We start from the raw sequence: 18,979 nt of genomic DNA, 5'->3' as shown, positions 1-18,979 counted from the left end.
CTCCGGAGTGCGGAGGTTTTCTTTTTAGAAAGGTAGGAGTTATATTTGGTACAAGCTGCATATATTCATATTCCATTTTGTCAGCATATTTGTCACTATTGTGATTTTAATAAAGTATTTATTGAACGCCAACCGGTTGATCAATACTTACAATATTTAGAGAAAGAAATAATAAATACGGTTCAAAAAGTACCGTTTGAAAGTATGAAAACGATTTTTGTTGGCGGAGGAACTCCGACAGCTTTAAATATGGAGCAAACAAAAAAACTACTCGACATCATTAACCGTCGTTTGCGCCCATTTGCGCCGAATTGTGAATTAACATTTGAAGCGAATCCAGGTGATTTACCGAAAGAGAAGTTGAACGTATTGCTAGAAGGTGGAGTAAACCGAATTAGTTTTGGTGTGCAAACGTTTCGTGATGAGCTACTTGAGAAGATTGGACGCAGGCATACGAGAGAAGATGCATTCGTAGCAATTCGAGAAGCGCAGGAAGTCGGTTTTACAAATATTAATGTAGATTTAATTTATGCTCTGCCAGGACAAACGATAGAAGATGTAAAGGAAACATTAGACATTGCCTTTACGCTTGGTGTACAACATTTCTCGGCATATTCATTAATTGTGGAACCGAAAACTGTATTTTATAACTTAATGAATAAAGGGAAATTAAGACTACCAGGTGAAGATCATGAAGCGAAAATGTACGAAATGGTAATGGATGAAATGGAGAAACATGGTTATAACCAGTATGAGATTAGTAACTTCTCAAAAGGTGATAATGAAAGTAGACATAATCTCACATACTGGAATAATGAAGAGTATTATGGATTTGGAGCTGGAGCGCATAGCTATGTGAACGGGGAACGAATTCAAAATGTAGGTCCGCTCAAGCAATATTTCACTAAAATTGATGAGACAGGATTTCCATATCTAGATGTTCACACAGTGACAGAGAAAGAAAAAATGGAAGAAGAGTTGTTCTTAGGACTTAGAAAAACAAAAGGTGTTTCTAAGTTAGAATTCCAAAAGAAATTTAATGTGGAGATGGACCATGTTTTTGCAAAGCAGTTACAAAGTAATCAAGAACAAGGATTACTTGAAAACAGAGATGGACATGTTTGTTTAACGAGGAAAGGGAAACTATTAGGGAATGAAGTATTCCAGTCATTTTTGATTGATTAATTAAATGTGCCATAAGCGTGAAAAAATTTTGTTATTTCGTGACGTTTCCGTTGACAATTGAATGTCAATTTTGGTAAGTTATTAATAGATTTAGCACTCGAAGACAAAGAGTGCTAACAGAGGTGATGATGAGATGCTTACGGAACGTCAGCTCTTAATTTTACAAACAATTGTTGATGACTTTATTGGATCAGCGCAACCAGTTGGTTCGAGGACGTTGGCTAAGAAAGATGAAATTACGTTTAGTTCAGCTACTATTCGAAATGAAATGGCTGATTTAGAAGAACTAGGATTTATTGAAAAAACGCATAGTTCTTCTGGGCGTGTTCCTTCTGAAAAAGGATACCGATTTTATGTAGACCATCTTTTAGCGCCGCAAAACTTACCGACCGATGAAATTGTACAAATTAAAGATTTATTTGCTGAAAGAATTTTTGAAGCAGAAAAAATTGCACAACAATCAGCTCAAATTTTATCAGAGCTTACGAATTATACGGCCATTGTTCTTGGTCCCAAATTGAGCACAAATAAACTTAAAAATGTACAAATTGTACCGCTTGATCGTCAAACAGCAGTCGCTATTATTGTAACAGATACAGGGCATGTGCAAAGTAAAACGATTACCGTTCCGGAATCTGTTGATTTATCAGATTTAGAAAAAATGGTTAATATTTTAAATGAAAAGCTATCTGGTATACCTATGGCAGAACTTCATAATAAAATCTTTAAAGAGATTGTTACAGTCTTGCGTGGGTATGTTCATAATTACGATAGTGCAATAAAAATGTTAGATGGTACATTTCAAGTCCCTTTATCGGAAAAGATATACTTTGGAGGAAAAGCAAATATGCTTTCGCAACCAGAGTTCCATGACATTCACAAAGTAAGATCTTTGCTGACGATGATTGATAATGAGGCTGCGTTTTATGACATTTTGCGTCATAAACAAGTCGGAATTCAAGTGAAAATTGGTAGAGAAAATTCTTCTACGGCAATGGAGGATTGCAGTTTGATTTCTGCAACGTATTCGATTGGAGAAGAGCAACTTGGAACAATTGCAATTTTAGGTCCGACGAGAATGCAATACTCTCGTGTAATTAGTTTACTGCAGTTATTTACAAGACAATTTACAGACGGACTTAAAAAGTAAATGAGAGTAATACATTCGCTCAAGTGATGAAATTTTCATTGCTGTGTGTAATATATAATGCTTAGGTAATCATGCTAAGCATGATACCTAATACCTTTTAAGGAGGTGAAAATTGTGGAAGAGCGTAACGAACAAGTGGTAGAAGAAGTGAAAGAAGCGCAAGTTGAAGAAGCTGTCACGCCAGAAAACAGTGAAAAAACTGTAGAAGAAAAAAGTGAGGCTGCTCTTTTACAAGAAAAAGTAGATGAGTTACAAGCGAAACTAACGGAAACGGAAGGTCGCACATTACGTCTACAAGCTGATTTTGAAAATTATAAGCGCCGTGTCCAAATGGATAAACAGGCTGCTGATAAATATAGAGCACAAAGTCTAGTTTCAGATATTTTGCCAGCTCTTGATAATTTTGAAAGAGCGATGCAAGTGGAAGCGACTGACGAGCAAACGAAATCCTTGTTACAAGGTATGGAAATGGTGCATCGTCAATTGCTAGAAGCGTTGACTAAGGAAGGTGTTGAAGCGATTGAAGCTGTTGGTAAACAGTTTGATCCGAATGAACACCAAGCTATTATGCAAGTGGAAGACAGTGAATTTGAATCAAACGCGGTAGTTGAAGAATTCCAAAAAGGTTATAAACTAAAAGACCGTGTGATTCGCCCATCAATGGTAAAAGTAAATCAATAATTTACATAAAAGTAGGAGGATTCGCCATGAGTAAAATTATCGGTATTGACTTAGGTACAACAAACTCTTGTGTAGCTGTTATGGAAGGTGGAGAACCAAAGGTTATCCCAAATCCAGAAGGAAACCGTACAACACCTTCTGTTGTAGCTTTCAAAAATGAAGAGCGTCAAGTTGGGGAAGTTGCGAAGCGTCAAGCAATTACAAACCCAAATACAATCATGTCTGTTAAACGTCATATGGGTACAGACTACAAAGTAGAAGTTGAAGGTAAAGATTTTACACCTCAAGAAATTTCTGCAATCATTTTACAAAACTTAAAAGCTTCTGCTGAAGCATACTTAGGTGAAACAGTAACGAAAGCTGTTATTACAGTACCTGCATACTTCAACGATGCAGAGCGTCAAGCAACGAAAGATGCTGGTCGTATCGCTGGTTTAGAAGTTGAGCGTATCATTAACGAACCAACAGCCGCAGCACTTGCTTACGGTTTAGAAAAACAAGATGAAGAGCAAAAAATCTTAGTATATGACTTAGGTGGCGGTACATTTGATGTATCTATCCTTGAGTTAGCAGACGGCACATTCGAAGTTATTTCAACTGCTGGTGACAACCGTCTTGGTGGAGATGACTTTGACCAAGTTATCATCGATCATTTAGTAGCTGAATTCAAAAAAGAAAATAGCATTGATTTAAGCCAAGATAAAATGGCACTTCAACGTCTGAAAGATGCAGCTGAAAAAGCGAAGAAAGATCTTTCTGGTGTAACACAAACACAAATTTCATTACCATTCATTAGTGCTGGAGCTGCTGGCCCATTACACTTAGAATTAACGTTAACAAGAGCTAAATTCGAAGAAATTTCAGCTGGTCTTGTTGAAAGAACATTAGAGCCAACTCGTCGTGCATTAAAAGACGCTGGTTTTGCTCCAAGCGAATTAGATAAAGTTATCCTTGTTGGTGGATCTACTCGTATCCCAGCTGTACAAGAAGCAATTAAACGTGAAACTGGTAAAGAGCCATACAAAGGTGTAAACCCAGATGAAGTTGTAGCATTAGGTGCTGCAGTTCAAGGTGGCGTACTTACTGGTGATGTAGAGGGCGTTCTATTATTAGACGTAACTCCACTTTCTTTAGGTATCGAAACTATGGGCGGTGTGTTCACGAAACTAATCGAGCGTAACACTACAATTCCGACAAGTAAGTCACAAGTATTCTCAACAGCTGCTGATAACCAACCAGCGGTAGACATTCACGTACTACAAGGTGAGCGTCCAATGTCAGCTGACAACAAAACGTTAGGTCGTTTCCAATTAACAGACCTTCCGCCAGCACCACGTGGAATTCCACAAATCGAAGTAACATTCGATATTGATGCGAACGGTATCGTTAACGTACGTGCAAAAGACTTAGGAACAAGCAAAGAGCAAACTATTACAATCCAATCTTCTTCAGGTCTTTCTGATGAAGAAGTAGATCGTATGGTACAAGAAGCTGAATCAAATGCTGATGCTGACCAAAAACGTAAGGAAGAAGTTGAACTTCGTAACGAAGCTGACCAACTTGTATTCCAAACAGACAAAGTTGTAAAAGATTTAGAAGGTAAAGTAGATGCAGCTGAAGTAGCGAAAGCAACGGAAGCGAAAGAAGCATTACAAGCGGCAATCGAGAAAAACGAACTTGAAGAAATCCGTGTGAAAAAAGATGCTCTTCAAGAAATCGTACAACAATTAACTGTTAAATTATACGAGCAAGCTCAAGCGGCTGCAGGGCAAGCAGAAGGTGCACAAGGAGCACAAGACGCTGGCGCGAAAAAAGATAATGTAGTAGACGCTGAGTTTGAAGAAGTAAAAGAAGACAAGTAATACAGTGAAATAAAATAAGTAAGATGACAAAAAGTCAAAGTCAAGCGTGCCTTGGCTTTGGCTTTTTTCACGAATAAGAAGAAATGTGTGAGGATCTTAAGTTTTTTATTTTGCATACTGTAAGTGAGGAAACTTTGTTGCAAAGCACTTTCTTTCGGTGTTAAAATTACGTTTATGTGAAAGATTCGGGGGTTGCAAATTTATGAATAAACGAGACTATTATGAGGTCCTTGGACTTAGCCAGGGCGCTTCAAAAGATGAAATTAAAAAAGCGTATCGTCGTTTGGCTAAAAAATATCATCCAGACGTAAGTAAAGAAGAAAATGCAATTGAAAAGTTTAAAGAAGTACAAGAGGCATACGAAGTATTGAGCGATGATCAAAAGCGTGCGCAGTATGATCAATTTGGTCACGCTGGTCCGAATCAAGGTTTCGGTGGCGGAGGAGACTTCGGCGGTGGCTTCGGTTTCGAAGATATCTTTAGTTCATTCTTTGGCGGTGGCGGCAGACGTCGTGATCCAAATGCTCCACGTCAAGGTGCTGATTTACAATATCAAGTTACTTTAGAGTTTGAAGAAGCTATTTTTGGTAAAGAATTAAACGTTGAGATTCCAGTGGAGGATCCATGTGATACTTGTAAGGGTAGTGGAGCAAAACCAGGGACTTCAAAAGAAACATGTAAACACTGTTCAGGATCAGGGCAAGTAAGTGTAGAACAAAATACACCATTTGGACGTATTGTAAACCGTCAAGCTTGTGGACATTGTTCAGGAACAGGTCAAATGATTAAAGAGAAATGTACGACATGCCATGGTTCTGGTAAAGTTCGTAAACGTAAAAAAATCAATGTTAAAATTCCAGCGGGTATCGATAATGGTCAACAAATTCGTGTATCTGGAAAAGGTGAAGCAGGCGTAAATGGCGGACCGGCAGGTGACTTATATGTTGTTGTTCATGTGAGAAATCATGAATTCTTTGAACGCGAAGGGGATCACATTATTTGCGAAATGCCAATAACATTTGCGCAAATGGCACTTGGTGCGGAAGTAGAAGTTCCTACCGTTCATGGCAAAGTGAAGCTGAAAATTCCAGCAGGAACACAAACAGGAACAGAATTCCGCTTAAAAGGAAAAGGTGCTCCGAACGTACGTGGATATGGTCAAGGAGATCAATATGTAGTCGTTCGTGTTGTTGTGCCGACGAAATTAACTTCACATCAAAAAGATTTATTGCGTGAATTTGCAGGGCAAGAAGAGCAGGATGATAGCTTATTCAGAAAGCTTAAACGTGCTTTCAAAGGGGAATAATGGAAATAAAAAATGGAGTTGGTAAATTGTGAAATGGTCAGAAATTAGTATTCATACAACAGAAGAAGCAGTAGAAGCTGTCTCTCATATTTTGCATGAAGCAGGCGCTAGCGGGGTTGCGATTGAGGACCCAGCGGAGTTGACGAAAGAGCGCAAGCAACAATACGGTGAGATTTATGCACTTAACCCAGATGAATATCCAAGTGAGGGTGTTTTGGTAAAAGCATATTTCCCACAAACGGATTCTTTACACGAAACGGTTGCAGGTGTAAAATCATCTATTGATGCACTACCATCTTTCGACATCGAGATTGGTAAAGGAACTATTACAATTAATGAAGTCGATGAGGAAGATTGGGCTACTGCTTGGAAGAAGTATTATCATCCAGTTCAAATTTCTGATACATTCACAATTGTGCCGACGTGGGAAGAGTATACACCGTCTTCTCCAGATGAAAAAATTATTGAATTAGATCCAGGTATGGCGTTTGGTACAGGGACACATCCAACAACGACGATGTGTATTCGTGCGTTAGAAAAAACGGTTCAGCCAGGTGATACTGTGATTGATGTGGGGACAGGTTCGGGGGTACTTAGTATTGCTGCGGCAAAATTAGGTGCGGCTTCTGTTCAAGCGTATGATTTAGACCCAGTTGCAGTTGAAAGTGCAGAAATGAATGTGCGCTTAAATAAAACAGATGACATTGTCAATGTTGGACAGAATAGTCTATTAGAAGGTATTGAAGGTCCAGTTGATTTAATCGTAGCAAATTTACTAGCGGAAATTATTCTTCTATTCCCTGAAGATGCAGCGAGAGTTGTGAAGTCAGGTGGATTATTTATTACATCTGGTATTATTGGGGCGAAAGAAAAAGTAATTTCTGAAGCGTTAGAAACAGCTGGATTTTCAATTGAAGAAGTACTTCGAATGGAAGATTGGGTAGCAATTATTGCACGAAATGCGTAATATAGATTTTAGTCTATAAAGAACAGGGGAGTCTCTCACCGTATAAGGTGAGGGACTTGCCGTTTGTTATATGAAAATGATAACGTTTCGTTCTTTTCGTAAGTGTTGACTTACGAAAGGAACGAAACTCTACTAAGGTGATTATATGCAACGTTATTTTGTAGAAGAGAAATATGTAAATGAGACAAGTATTCGCATAATGGGTGATGATGTCCATCACATCGCAAGAGTGATGCGTATGTCAGCTGGTGACCACATTTATTGCTGTGTAAATGGTAAAACAGCAGAGTGTTCAATTGCTGAAATTACCAGTGAATTTGTGGATACCACTATTGTAGAATGGGTAGAGGCGTCAAGCGAACTTCCTGTGTTCGTGACGATTGCAAGTGGACTGCCGAAAGGAGACAAGCTAGAGTTAATTTTTCAAAAAGGAACTGAGCTTGGGGCAGCTGCATTTTTACCATTTCAAGCATCTCGATCTATTGTAAAGTGGGATGCGAAAAAAGCAGATAAAAAAGTTGAGCGTTTGAAAAAAATTGTAAAAGAAGCTGCGGAACAATCGCATAGAAGTGAAATTCCAGAAGTACACGTTCCCTCATCATTTAAACAACTGCTGTCGATGAGTAGCGAGTATGATGTTTGCCTTGTTGCGTATGAAGAAGAAGCGAAACAAGGTGAGAAATCTAATTTTGCGAAAGCTTTAGCGACGATTAAACCAGGCCAAAAACTGCTGATTGTATTTGGACCAGAAGGCGGTTTAGCGGAGGAAGAGATAACCGCACTTCGTGAACATAAATTTGTACCATGTAGTTTAGGACCAAGAATTTTAAGAACAGAAACGGCTCCGCTTTATGCGTTAAGTGCCGCTTCTTATCATTTTGAATTGATGGGGTGATAATCAATGGCAACTGTTGCGTTCCACACGTTAGGTTGTAAAGTAAACCACTATGAAACAGAAGCGATTTGGCAATTGTTTAAACAAGGTGGTTATGAAAGAACTGAATATGAAAAAAAATCTGATGTATACGTTATTAACACATGTACAGTAACGAATACTGGAGATAAAAAAAGCCGTCAAGTAATTAGACGTGCTGTACGCCAAAATCCAGATGCGGTAATTTGTGTAACTGGATGTTATGCACAAACATCTCCAGCGGAAATTATGGCAATTCCAGGTGTAGATATTGTTGTTGGTACGCAAGATCGTGAGAAGATGTTAGGATACATCGAAGAATTCCGTAAAGAGCGTCAACCAATTAATGCTGTCCGTAATATTATGAAAACACGTGTATATGAAGAGCTCGATGTACCATATTTCACGGACCGTACACGTGCATCTTTAAAAATACAAGAAGGTTGTAATAACTTCTGTACATTTTGCATCATTCCTTGGGCGCGTGGTTTAATGCGTTCTCGTGATGGAAAAGAAGTTATTAAACAAGCGCAGCAATTAGTAGATGCTGGCTATAAAGAAATCGTATTAACAGGTATTCATACAGGTGGGTACGGCGAAGATATAAAAGAGTATAACTTAGCTGGATTACTGCGCGATATGGAAGCGGAAGTAGGCGGATTGAAACGCCTTCGTATTTCTTCTATTGAGGCGAGTCAAATTTCTGATGAAGTAATTGAAGTGTTAGATAAATCAGAAGTAGTTGTACGTCACTTGCATATTCCATTACAGTCAGGATCTAATACTGTATTGAAACGTATGCGCCGTAAGTATACGATGGAATTTTTCCAAGAGCGTTTAGATCGTTTGAAAGAAGCGTTACCAGGTCTTGCGATTACATCAGACGTAATTGTTGGATTCCCAGGCGAAACAGAAGAGGAATTCATGGAAACGTACAATTTCATTAAAGAGAATCGTTTCTCTGAATTACACGTTTTCCCTTATTCGAAACGTACAGGTACTCCAGCAGCACGTATGGAAGATCAAGTTCCTGAAGACGTGAAGAACGATCGTGTTCACCGTCTAATTGAGCTATCAAATCAATTAGCGAAAGAGTATGCTTCTAGATTTGAAGGTGAAGTACTTGAAATCATTCCGGAAGAGACATTTAAAGATGGTGACCGTGAAGGTTTATATGTAGGTTATACAGATAACTACTTAAAAATTGTGATTGAAGGATCTGAAGAATTGATTGGTAAGCTAGTAAAAGTGAAAATTACAAAAGCTGGTTATCCATATAACGAAGCGCAGTTTGTTCGTGTTCTTGAAGATGATGTAAAAAAAGAATCAGCAAGTGCATAAAATGAAACTTTAATCAGTGGGGGGGTTTGTTCATCCCCGCTGATCATCAGCCTGACCCCCGCCTAAGTTCTTTGCTTTCGCTGAATTTTGAGGTGGGGGTCTTACTGTCCTGGCAAATAGCGGGATAAAAAAGCATGCAAACGGAAACGATTTGCATGCTTTCTTTTTTTTTGTGGAGAAGTTAAGTACTGAAAAGGCAGGTACGTTGAATGAGTAGTTATTTAATGCTTTCTTGTATTAAAAAAGGTGTAATGATAAAAAATATAGTTGTCTTCAGGAGAAAAGGATAATAGCTATCTACATAGCTTTTGAACAGGTAAGGGCATCTATTCTTCTTTTATTCTGCCAAATAGTTGACCTGAAGTGATAAAATGTATTATAATCGTAAAAGACATGCTGAAGAAGGGTTTCTTTTTGCATGCTGAAATTAGTATGTAAGTGTGATGTTTCGGAGGGAGGGAAAGAGAATGTCAAAAACAGTCGTTCGTAAAAACGAGTCTTTGGAGGATGCACTTCGCCGTTTTAAAAGATCGGTTTCTAAAACTGGTACACTTGCTGAAGCAAGAAAGCGCGAGTTTTATGAAAAGCCAAGTGTAAAACGTAAGAAGAAATCTGAAGCGGCAAGAAAGCGTAAGTTCTAAGAGAGGGTGTAAGTTATGAGTCTTCTCGGTCGTTTAAACGATGATATGAAACAAGCGATGAAGAATAAACAAAAAGAAAAATTAACCGTTATTCGTATGGTTAAGGCTGCTTTACAAAATGAAGGTATTAAACTGCAACATACTCTTACTGAAGAAGAGGAATTAACAGTTTTAGCTCGTGAAGTAAAACAGTATAAGGACTCCCTCCTTGAATTTAAAAAAGCTGGTCGTGAAGACCTTGTTGATAAACTGCAAAGTGAAATTCAGATTTTAAGCGCATATTTGCCGGAGCAATTAACAGAAGAAGAACTAGCGGATATAATTAAGCAAGTTATTTCTGAAGTTGGTGCTACATCTAAAGCAGATATGGGTAAAGTGATGACTGCTGTTATGCCGAAAGTAAAAGGTAAAACAGACGGATCACTTGTGAATAAGCTGGTTATCCAGCTATTAGCATAAAAAAGCGTCTCATTTCGTATGAGACGTTTTTTTATGCTTTTTTCAGTTTGGACGTGATATTACAAGCTCTTTTTTCATACATATGGGATGAGAGGGGGTCTTTTGAGATGAAAAAAATAGAACAAATGAAGAATTGGTTAACGAAGCAAATAGACCTGCCAGTGGATGTGTTAATGGATCTACCTCGGATCACGCTTGTTGGGCAAGTACATATCTATATAGAAAATCATCGAGGATTATTAGTGTTTTCAGATAAAGAGGTAAGATTGCTATTGAAACATGGTCAATTATTAATTAAAGGTCAATCCTTTGTTATTAAAACAATCCTTCCAGAAGAACTGTTGCTTGAAGGGATTATTGAACAAGTGACGTTTTTAGAAAATGAAAAGAAAGAGGAGTGAGGAGAAACTTCCGTTTGTGAAGTTTTTCTTCGTTACCTTGTATTAACAGGCGGTAACGTTCTGGCCTCAATATTCGGTTCGTACAAAGAGGATAGGTGGGAATTGAGTTCCACGTAAAAAACTGGCTCGTGAAGGTTAATAATTAGTGAGGATCAAGGAATCTGCTAATTAAAATTTTAGTACGAGCTAGTTTGATAATCGAATTGAAAAGTAGTGTATCTACTTTTAGAAAGGTAGTGGAGATAGTCGATGAAAAATAAATGGTTTATAAAATGGCTTGGGTATGTAAAGGTGCGAATTGAAGGTAGAGGAGCGGAACGCTTTGTTAACGAGTGTGTGCGGAAGAAATTACTCGTTTGGGATGTAAAGAAGATAGCTGATGAAACGTTAGTTTTTTGTATGTTATTACGAGATGTGAAAAAGATAAAACCAATTTATAGAAAAAATGAATGTAAATTATATTTTATTGGACGTTACGGTTTTCCTTTTTGGAATAAGCGTATAATTAAAAATAGTGGATTTTTAATTGGGTTTTTAATATTTTTTTTCGGAATGATCGCATTGTCAAATATGGTGTGGAAAATTGAAATTACAGGAGCAAAACCTGAAACAGAATATATATTGATGAAAGAATTGGACAAAATGGGTATAAAAAAAGGTAAATTACAATTCCAAATGCCGAGTGTAGAAGATGTTCAACGTCATTTGACAGACAATATTAATGCGATTACTTGGGCGGGATTAGAAATAAGAGGGACAACATATCATTTTAAGATTGTTGAAAAAAATGAGCCGAAAAAAGAAAGTGAACAACAGCCACAAAACTTAGTAGCAAAAAAAGAAGGGATTATTACAAAAACATTTGTGGAAGTTGGGAAGCCGGTTGTCATGAAAAATGACCATGTAGAAAAGGGGCAACTTCTCGTATCCGGGATGTATGGTAATGAGGAGAATCCGACAGTTGTTTCGGCTAAAGGGATTGTATATGGAGAAACGTGGTATAAATCTGAGGTGGATGTTCCGTTAAAGACACAATTTCAAGTGTATACTGGTAATTCATACAATGAATATTTCCTTAAATTTGGGAGTACTAAAATAAAAATATGGGGATTTCTACAGGATAAGTATAAGCGCTCTCGTACTGAAAGTGTAAAACATGATGTGAAATTATTTGGATTTACATTACCAATTGCATACGAGAAAGATATTGTACGAGAAGAGGAAGAAGCGAACCGAGAATATACCGAAAAACAAGCAATGAAAGTAGCGAAAGAGATGGCAGAAAAAGAACTGAAGAAAAAATTGGATGAACATGCTATGATTGTAAGTGATAACATTTTGAGTAAAGAGGTTGAGGCGGATCACCTAAAGGTCACATTACATTATACAGTGATTGAAAATATTGCAGAGCCACAACCAATATCTGAATCCGATATTCAAGGAGACTGAGTAATGGCAGAACAATTAGTAGAAATGAACCAACAATTGGAAAATCCCAACGAAGCAATCGCTCTTTTTGGGGTAAATGATGCTCATTTAAAAGTAATTGAACGAGAACTTAGTGTATCGATTGTGACTAGAGGAGAATCTGTTCGTGTATCTGGGGCAGATGAAACTGTGGTGCTCGTAGAAAAAATCTTACAACAGTTACTTGTTGTTATCCGTAAAGGTGTATCAATTTCGGAAAGAGATGTTGCGTATGCGATTCAGCTTGGGCAACAAGGGAAAATTGCTCAATTCGAAGAATTATATGAAGAGGAAATTTTTAAAACGGCAAAAGGTAAATCCATTCGTGTGAAAACGATGGGGCAAAGACGATATATTCATGCAATGAAAAAGAATGATATTGTATTTGGGATAGGACCTGCTGGGACAGGAAAAACATACTTAGCCGTAGTAATGGCTGTGAGAGCTTTAAAGCAAGGGTATGTAAAGAAAATTATTTTAACAAGACCTGCTGTAGAAGCTGGAGAGAGCTTAGGGTTTTTACCAGGTGATTTGAAAGAAAAAGTAGATCCGTATTTACGTCCACTATATGATGCGTTACATGATATTCTTGGACAAGAATATACACAACGTATGATGGAACGTGGTGTAATTGAAATTGCACCTCTTGCTTATATGAGAGGGCGTACTCTTGATGATTCATTTGTTATATTAGATGAGGCGCAAAATACAACTGGTGTTCAAATAAAAATGTTTTTAACACGATTAGGTTTTAGTTCTAAAATGGTTATTACGGGGGATCCCTCACAGGTAGACTTGCCAAAAGGGGTAAAGTCAGGTCTTTCTATTGCTGCTAATATTTTATCTGGTGTATCAGGTCTTTCGTTCATTACATTGGAACAAACGGACGTTGTGAGACACCCGTTAGTGCAACGTATTATTGAGGCATATGATAAAATGGAATGATCCTATTTGTCAGGATCATTTCTTTTTGTATGATAAGGTTGGCGAATGACATATTTTTTACTATCATTAAAGACGAGGGAAATAAACTATAGGTGATGGTCTATAAAAATATGGTCCTAAAAAGCATCGTTGGCTGGAAGAAATGAAAGCTATAAATAGTTTTACTTTATTTCTGGAGAGGAGAAGGTATTGAAATCATGTCAAGATCTCAAGAAATTTCTAAGTGGTTTCGTAATTTACAACATTCGAAAAAACTAAGTTGGATTTCTTACGTTTTATTAGGAGCAGTACTGTTTTTTGCACTTATGAATAATGTAAAACCAGAGCAATTAGATGTTACAACATATTCTATTGCGAAAAAAACAATCCATTCTCCTATTAAAATTGAAGATAAAGTTACAACGGACAAAAAGAAAAAAGAAGCCGCTACAAAAGTTGAAGATCAATATACATATAAAAGTGAGTATAAACAAAATAAAGTGGATATTGTGAATGACGTCTTTGCTAAAGTAGATGAAGTGATACAAGAGATTAAAGCGGTTGGACCGGATGAGCAAAAAAAGATTACTGATGCTGAAAAAGTGGACAAGTTGAAAAAAAAATTGCCTACTGATTTAACGAAAGAATTATCTGATTCAAACTTACTAAACTTAATTAATGCAGATTCGAACCAATTAGTATTAGCGAAAGATGCAACAGTTACAGCTATTAATAGTATCATGACTGAGCATGTTAAAATGGACGAATTGAAGGATGCGAAGGAACGATATGTAAGTGAGATGAATAGTGTTAATGTTGATAATGGTTTAAAGGAATCTATTAAGGCGTTAGGGAAATATGCGATTTCTGCAAACTATTTTTATGATCCGACCTTAACAAAAGAGAAGAGAAAAGCGGAAGAAGATTTAGTTCCACCTGTTTATATTCTTCAAGGGCAAGTCCTTGTTAGAGAAGGTGAAACGATTTCAAGTGATATGTACAATCAGTTGAAATTAGTTGGCCTGTTAGAAAAAGGGAACAGTTTTCAACCCTATGTTGGGTTAGCGGTACTCATTGGTGTGCTATTGTACTTTATGCATAAGCAGTTTGAAGTGTTTTTACAGCGGAAAAGAGAAGATAGGCCGTATGTCTTAGCGTATATTACAATTTTGTCTATCACGATTGTTTTAATGAAAATCATTAGTTTGTTTCAAAAACTTGAGTATGCAGGAATCGCGTATGTTGTTCCAGTTGCCATGGGAACAATACTTGTAAAATTAATGATTGGTGATCGATTTGTATTTTTAACGAGTATGATCTTTTCTGTATGCGGAAGTATTATGTTTAATGAAGGTGTAACGAGTACACTGAATTATAGTGTGGGGATTTATGTTTTATTAAGTTCATTATCAGTTAGTATTTTCTTGAGAGAAAAAAATCGTCGTACGATGATTTTACAAGCTGGTATACTCGTTTCTGTATTAAATGTAGTCGTATTAGCGGCTTTGCTATTATTACGTAACGGGAACTTTTCGCCTCTTGAAATTGGGGTGCAATTATTAATGGCTGCTGTTTCGGGTATTATCTCTTCTGTTCTAGCTATGGGGATTTTACCGTATTTAGAAAGTGGTCTTGGGATTGTATCGAGTATGAAATTGATGGAACTTTCAAGTCCGAATCACCCGCTTTTGCGTAAAATTTTATTAGAAGCACCAGGTACATATCATCATAGTGTAATGGTAGCTAATCTCTCAGAAGCTGCTTGTGAAGCAGTTGGAGCAAATGGAGTATTAGCGCGTGTAGGGGCGTATTATCATGATGTAGGGAAAACTGTACAACCACAGTTTTTTATTGAAAACCAAATGGGTATTGAAAACCCGCATGATAGATTAGATCCTGTAACGAGCAAAGATATTATAATTGCTCATGTAACCGATGGGGTGAGAATGTTAGAAGAACACCATATACCTCAAGAAATTATCGATATTGCTGGACAGCATCATGGTACAACGTTACTTAAATATTTTTATTATAATGCGATTAAAGAAGATAAAGAGAAATATACGGAGGGAATGTTCCGCTATCCAGGATCAAAAGCAACTTCTAAAGAGTCGGCGATCGTTGGTATTGCTGATAGTGTGGAAGCGGCGGTACGTTCGATGAACCATCCAACACCAGATCAGATTAATAATTTAGTGCAAAGTATTATTAAAGATCGCCTGCAAGATGGTCAATTTAGTGAATGTGATTTGACATTTAAGGAACTACAAATCGTTGGAAAAACGTTATGTGAAACGTTAAATGGTATTTTCCATTCCCGTATTACATATCCGGAACCGCCGGAAGAAAAGGAGAAAGAATGAGTTTATTAATTGATTTTATTGATGAAACAGAAGAAGTGAAAGACGAATATATAAGTTTGATTCGAGGTTTAGTAGAGAAAGCAGCCCAAATGGAGAACATAGAAGAAGGCGCAGAATTATCGGTTACATTTGTAGATAATGAACGTATTCGTGAAATAAACCGTGATTACCGAGATAAGGATCAGCCTACGGACGTTATTTCTTTTGCTATGGAAGAAATGGGAGAAGGCGAAATGGAAATTGTCGGTGCAGAGATGCCGCGTATGTTAGGAGATCTTATTATTTCTATTCCAAGAGCAAAAGAACAAGCTGAAGAATATGGACATTCTTTTGATCGAGAACTTGGGTTTTTAGCACTACATGGCTTTTTGCATTTGCTTGGTTATGATCATATGACAGAAGAAGATGAGAAAGAAATGTTTGGAAGACAAAAAGAAATTTTAGAGGCCTTTGGATTAGGACGATGAAAACAGGAAAACTTTTAGATAGTTTTGGATATGCTATAGCTGGTATATACTTTTGTCTTCGTCATGAACGAAATATGAAAATTCATTATTTAGCCGCAGTCATCGTTATATGCTGCGGCTTTTATTTCCATATTACAACAATGGAATGGATTGTCGTACTTATTGTGATAGGGATTGTAATGAGTTTAGAGATGGTGAATACGGCTATTGAAAAAACAGTAGACTTAGCAACCGTCGATATTCATCCGGTTGCAAAAATTGCAAAGGATGTTGCAGCAGGGGCAGTTTTATTATTTGCAATTATAGCTGCTGTAATTGGTGCTATTATCTTTTTACCGTATATGGTATAGTTGCATTCCGAAGCTTTTATTAAGCTTTGGGAGCGCCGTGAAGGCCTTTAATGAAAGAGTGTATCTATTCACATCTATGAATGGAAAGGATGCGGGAATATGAATAGCAAACAATTAATTCAAGAAGCAACCGAAGCGCGTAAACGAGCGTACGTACCATATTCTAAATTTCAAGTAGGTGCAGCTTTACTAACTCAGGATGGAAAAATATATCGTGGATGTAATGTTGAAAATGCATCATATGGTTTATGTAACTGTGCAGAACGAACAGCTTTATTTAAGGCAATTTCTGAAGGGGATAACGAGTTTGTAGCTATTGCAGTCGTAGCGGATACAAAGCGTTCAGTACCTCCTTGTGGAGCATGTCGACAAGTTATGATAGAATTATGTAAACAGGATACGAAAGTATACCTATCAAACTTACATGGTGATGTTCAAGAGACAACAGTCGGAGAATTGTTACCAGGAGCATTTTTAGCGGAGGATTTACATGAATAGAAAAGGTTATAAATCAGGTTTTGTCTCTATTATTGGCAGACCGAATGTTGGGAAATCTACATTTTTAAATCGTATTATTGGCCAAAAAATTGCCATTATGAGCGATAAGCCACAAACAACTCGTAATAAAATTCAAGGTGTATATACAGAAAATGATTCACAAGTAGTTTTCATTGATACACCAGGAATACATAAACCTAAACATAAACTAGGCGATTTCATGGTGAAGATGGCTCAAACGACATTAAAAGAAGTTGATATTGTTTTGTTTATGGTCAATGCAACTGAAGGATATGGTCGTGGTGAGGAATTTATTATTGAGAAATTACAAGAAACGAAACAACCGGTATTTTTGGTAATTAATAAAATTGACCAACTTCATCCAGAGCAATTGCTGGAGTTGATTGATCAATATCGTAAATTATATGAGTTCGCGGAGATTGTGCCAATTTCTGCATTGGACGGTAATAACGTTGAAGCGTTAATCGGAGCAATTAAAAAGTATTTACCAGAAGGACCGCAATATTACCCGGATAATCAAGTAACGGATCATCCAGAGCGATTTATTATTTCAGAGCTTATTCGTGAAAAAGTATTACATTTAACACGTGAAGAAGTACCGCATTCTGTAGCGGTTGTTATTGATGCAATTCAAAAGCGTGAGGGCGGAGCGGTTTATATAAACGCAACGATTGTTGTTGAACGTGCATCACAAAAAGGAATTATTATAGGTAAGCAAGGGAAGATGTTAAAAGAAGTCGGTAAGAGAGCTCGTTTTGACATTGAAGCACTTCTTGGTTCTAAAGTATTTTTAGAAGTATGGGTGAAAGTGCAAAAAGATTGGCGTAATAAGATGTCACAGCTTCGTGACCTTGGTTTCCGTGAAGACGAGTATTAATATGAAGTAAAGTTGTGATCAGTGGATGGTTTGTTCATCCGCTGATTATTGGTTTTTATGAACCTTGATAAATTAGGAAAAATTTTTCTCACATGAAAATGAACAAAATGGGTCAACTTAATAACAACAAAAGAAATTGGTTTATAGGCTACGCTTATTGAGAAAGGTGGATTCTTATGCTAGATTTTACCTGGAAGTTTTTCTCCAAAACAGGAAGCATTGAAACGTATTTGCTTTTGAAAGAAATGGAAAAAGACGTAAACGATGAGATGGATCAACATGAAGAGGAGTTAGCGCATCTAGACTCTCCAATTTCTTGACCCGTTTTGTTCAAACCTTGGATGGTGACGAACATGTTTCAAAAAGTTGAGGGCATTGTTATCCGTACGACAGATTACGGAGAAACAAATAAAATTGTTACAATATACTCACGGGAATTTGGTAAGGTAAGTGCAATGGCAAGAGGGGCGAAAAAGCCGAAGAGTCGGTTAGCAGCTATTTCGCAACTTATGACACATGGTCATTTTCTTATTCAAATGGGATCTGGACTTGGAACTTTGCAACAAGGCGAGATTATTTCATCTATGAAAGAAATTCGCGAGGATATATTTTTAACTGCTTATGCATCATTTATTATTGAATTAACCGATAAAGCAACAGAAGATAAGAAGCATAATCCGTATTTATTTGAAATGTTATATCAAACGTTGCATTATATGTGTGAGGGTGTTGATCCAGAAGTATTATCATTAATTTATCAAACGAAAATGCTTCCGGTATTAGGGATGCGCCCGTACTTTGATACATGTGCTATTTGTCATCAAGAAACAGATTTTGTCGCCTTCTCTGTCCGGGAAGGCGGTTTTCTGTGCTCGCGTCATGCGGAGCAAGATCCGTATCGTATTCCGGTGGGAGAGGCTGTTCATAAATTATTACGTCTCTTTTTTCACTTTGATTTACACCGGCTCGGTAATGTATCGGTGAAGGATAGTACAAAAAAACAAATGCGCACAGTATTGAATACATATTATGACGAATATTGTGGGATTTATTTGAAAACAAGGCGTTTCTTGGAACAACTTGATAAGTTTCAAATATAAAAAGGG

General features: G+C 37.1%; 20 protein-coding genes. All 20 read left to right on the top strand.

Annotation, left to right across the window (positions count from 1 at the left end; genetic code table 11):
* The first annotated feature begins 45 nt into the window (after positions 1–45).
* The 20 genes from hemW (at position 46) to recO (ending at position 18,973) form a co-directional block, all read left to right on the top strand.
* Entirely contained in the window at positions 46–1,185 is a 1,140-nt protein-coding gene (gene hemW / locus AB3X49_RS01085; protein WP_113734203.1) for a radical SAM family heme chaperone HemW, read from the top strand.
* A 133-nt stretch (positions 1,186–1,318) separates the two neighbouring features.
* A complete protein-coding gene (hrcA, locus tag AB3X49_RS01080) occupies positions 1,319–2,335 on the top strand; it encodes a heat-inducible transcriptional repressor HrcA (RefSeq protein WP_002015201.1) in 1,017 nt (338 codons plus the stop codon).
* Between the two features lie 114 nt (positions 2,336–2,449).
* Positions 2,450–3,016 carry a nucleotide exchange factor GrpE gene (gene grpE / locus AB3X49_RS01075; RefSeq protein WP_000392715.1) on the top strand — a complete coding sequence of 189 codons (567 nt, stop codon included), beginning with the start codon at positions 2,450–2,452 and terminating at the stop codon, positions 3,014–3,016.
* A gap of 26 nt (positions 3,017–3,042) precedes the next feature.
* Entirely contained in the window at positions 3,043–4,878 is a 1,836-nt protein-coding gene (gene dnaK, locus AB3X49_RS01070) for a chaperone protein DnaK (RefSeq protein WP_002015198.1), read from the top strand.
* Positions 4,879–5,080: 202 nt separating this feature from the next.
* A complete protein-coding gene (gene dnaJ, locus AB3X49_RS01065; RefSeq protein ID WP_002129144.1) occupies positions 5,081–6,184 on the top strand; it encodes a molecular chaperone DnaJ in 1,104 nt (367 codons plus the stop codon).
* A 28-nt stretch (positions 6,185–6,212) separates the two neighbouring features.
* Positions 6,213–7,151, top strand: a complete 939-nt coding sequence (prmA, locus tag AB3X49_RS01060) for a 50S ribosomal protein L11 methyltransferase (protein WP_149190919.1) — start codon at positions 6,213–6,215, stop codon at positions 7,149–7,151.
* Between the two features lie 145 nt (positions 7,152–7,296).
* Positions 7,297–8,046 (top strand): 16S rRNA (uracil(1498)-N(3))-methyltransferase, encoded by a 750-nt coding sequence (locus tag AB3X49_RS01055; RefSeq protein WP_002015195.1) that lies wholly within the window; start codon positions 7,297–7,299, stop codon positions 8,044–8,046.
* A gap of 6 nt (positions 8,047–8,052) precedes the next feature.
* The gene (gene mtaB / locus AB3X49_RS01050; protein ID WP_367960171.1) at positions 8,053–9,405 is read left to right on the top strand and encodes a tRNA (N(6)-L-threonylcarbamoyladenosine(37)-C(2))-methylthiotransferase MtaB; all 1,353 of its coding nucleotides are present in this window, start codon (positions 8,053–8,055) and stop codon (positions 9,403–9,405) included.
* A gap of 467 nt (positions 9,406–9,872) precedes the next feature.
* Entirely contained in the window at positions 9,873–10,046 is a 174-nt protein-coding gene (rpsU, locus tag AB3X49_RS01045; RefSeq protein WP_000048061.1) for a 30S ribosomal protein S21, read from the top strand.
* A gap of 15 nt (positions 10,047–10,061) precedes the next feature.
* Complete coding sequence (locus tag AB3X49_RS01040) at positions 10,062–10,505, top strand: GatB/YqeY domain-containing protein (RefSeq protein ID WP_000054578.1); 444 nt, start codon at positions 10,062–10,064, stop codon at positions 10,503–10,505.
* Positions 10,506–10,612: 107 nt separating this feature from the next.
* Complete coding sequence (gene yqfC, locus AB3X49_RS01035; RefSeq protein ID WP_002067170.1) at positions 10,613–10,906, top strand: sporulation protein YqfC; 294 nt, start codon at positions 10,613–10,615, stop codon at positions 10,904–10,906.
* Positions 10,907–11,155: 249 nt separating this feature from the next.
* The gene (gene yqfD / locus AB3X49_RS01030; protein WP_060751620.1) at positions 11,156–12,355 is read left to right on the top strand and encodes a sporulation protein YqfD; all 1,200 of its coding nucleotides are present in this window, start codon (positions 11,156–11,158) and stop codon (positions 12,353–12,355) included.
* Positions 12,356–12,358: 3 nt separating this feature from the next.
* Entirely contained in the window at positions 12,359–13,318 is a 960-nt protein-coding gene (locus tag AB3X49_RS01025) for a PhoH family protein (RefSeq protein WP_002015189.1), read from the top strand.
* 197 nt (positions 13,319–13,515) lie between these two features.
* On the top strand, positions 13,516–15,660 hold the full coding sequence (locus tag AB3X49_RS01020; protein WP_367960168.1) for an HD family phosphohydrolase: 2,145 nt from the start codon (positions 13,516–13,518) through the stop codon (positions 15,658–15,660).
* Positions 15,657–16,127 (top strand): rRNA maturation RNase YbeY, encoded by a 471-nt coding sequence (gene ybeY / locus AB3X49_RS01015; protein ID WP_002088675.1) that lies wholly within the window; start codon positions 15,657–15,659, stop codon positions 16,125–16,127. The genes AB3X49_RS01020 and ybeY overlap by 4 nt, the downstream gene beginning before the upstream one ends.
* The gene (locus tag AB3X49_RS01010; protein ID WP_002143170.1) at positions 16,124–16,477 is read left to right on the top strand and encodes a diacylglycerol kinase family protein; all 354 of its coding nucleotides are present in this window, start codon (positions 16,124–16,126) and stop codon (positions 16,475–16,477) included. Before ybeY ends, AB3X49_RS01010 begins: the two co-directional genes overlap by 4 nt.
* A 99-nt stretch (positions 16,478–16,576) precedes the next feature.
* Positions 16,577–16,975, top strand: coding sequence for a cytidine deaminase (locus AB3X49_RS01005; protein WP_367960167.1), 399 nt, complete (start codon positions 16,577–16,579; stop codon positions 16,973–16,975).
* A complete protein-coding gene (gene era, locus AB3X49_RS01000; RefSeq protein WP_002088672.1) occupies positions 16,968–17,873 on the top strand; it encodes a GTPase Era in 906 nt (301 codons plus the stop codon). The genes AB3X49_RS01005 and era overlap by 8 nt, the downstream gene beginning before the upstream one ends.
* 176 nt (positions 17,874–18,049) lie before the next feature.
* A complete protein-coding gene (locus AB3X49_RS00995; RefSeq protein ID WP_000883924.1) occupies positions 18,050–18,193 on the top strand; it encodes a YqzL family protein in 144 nt (47 codons plus the stop codon).
* A 33-nt stretch (positions 18,194–18,226) separates the two neighbouring features.
* Positions 18,227–18,973, top strand: a complete 747-nt coding sequence (gene recO, locus AB3X49_RS00990; protein ID WP_002129136.1) for a DNA repair protein RecO — start codon at positions 18,227–18,229, stop codon at positions 18,971–18,973.
* Positions 18,974–18,979 lie beyond the last annotated feature (6 nt).

The organism is Bacillus sp. C30 (assembly GCF_040838255.1).
Lineage (GTDB): Bacteria > Bacillota > Bacilli > Bacillales > Bacillaceae_G > Bacillus_A > Bacillus_A mycoides.
The sequence above is the reverse complement of the archived record's forward strand: the minus strand, read 5'-3'. Positions and strand labels throughout refer to the sequence as shown.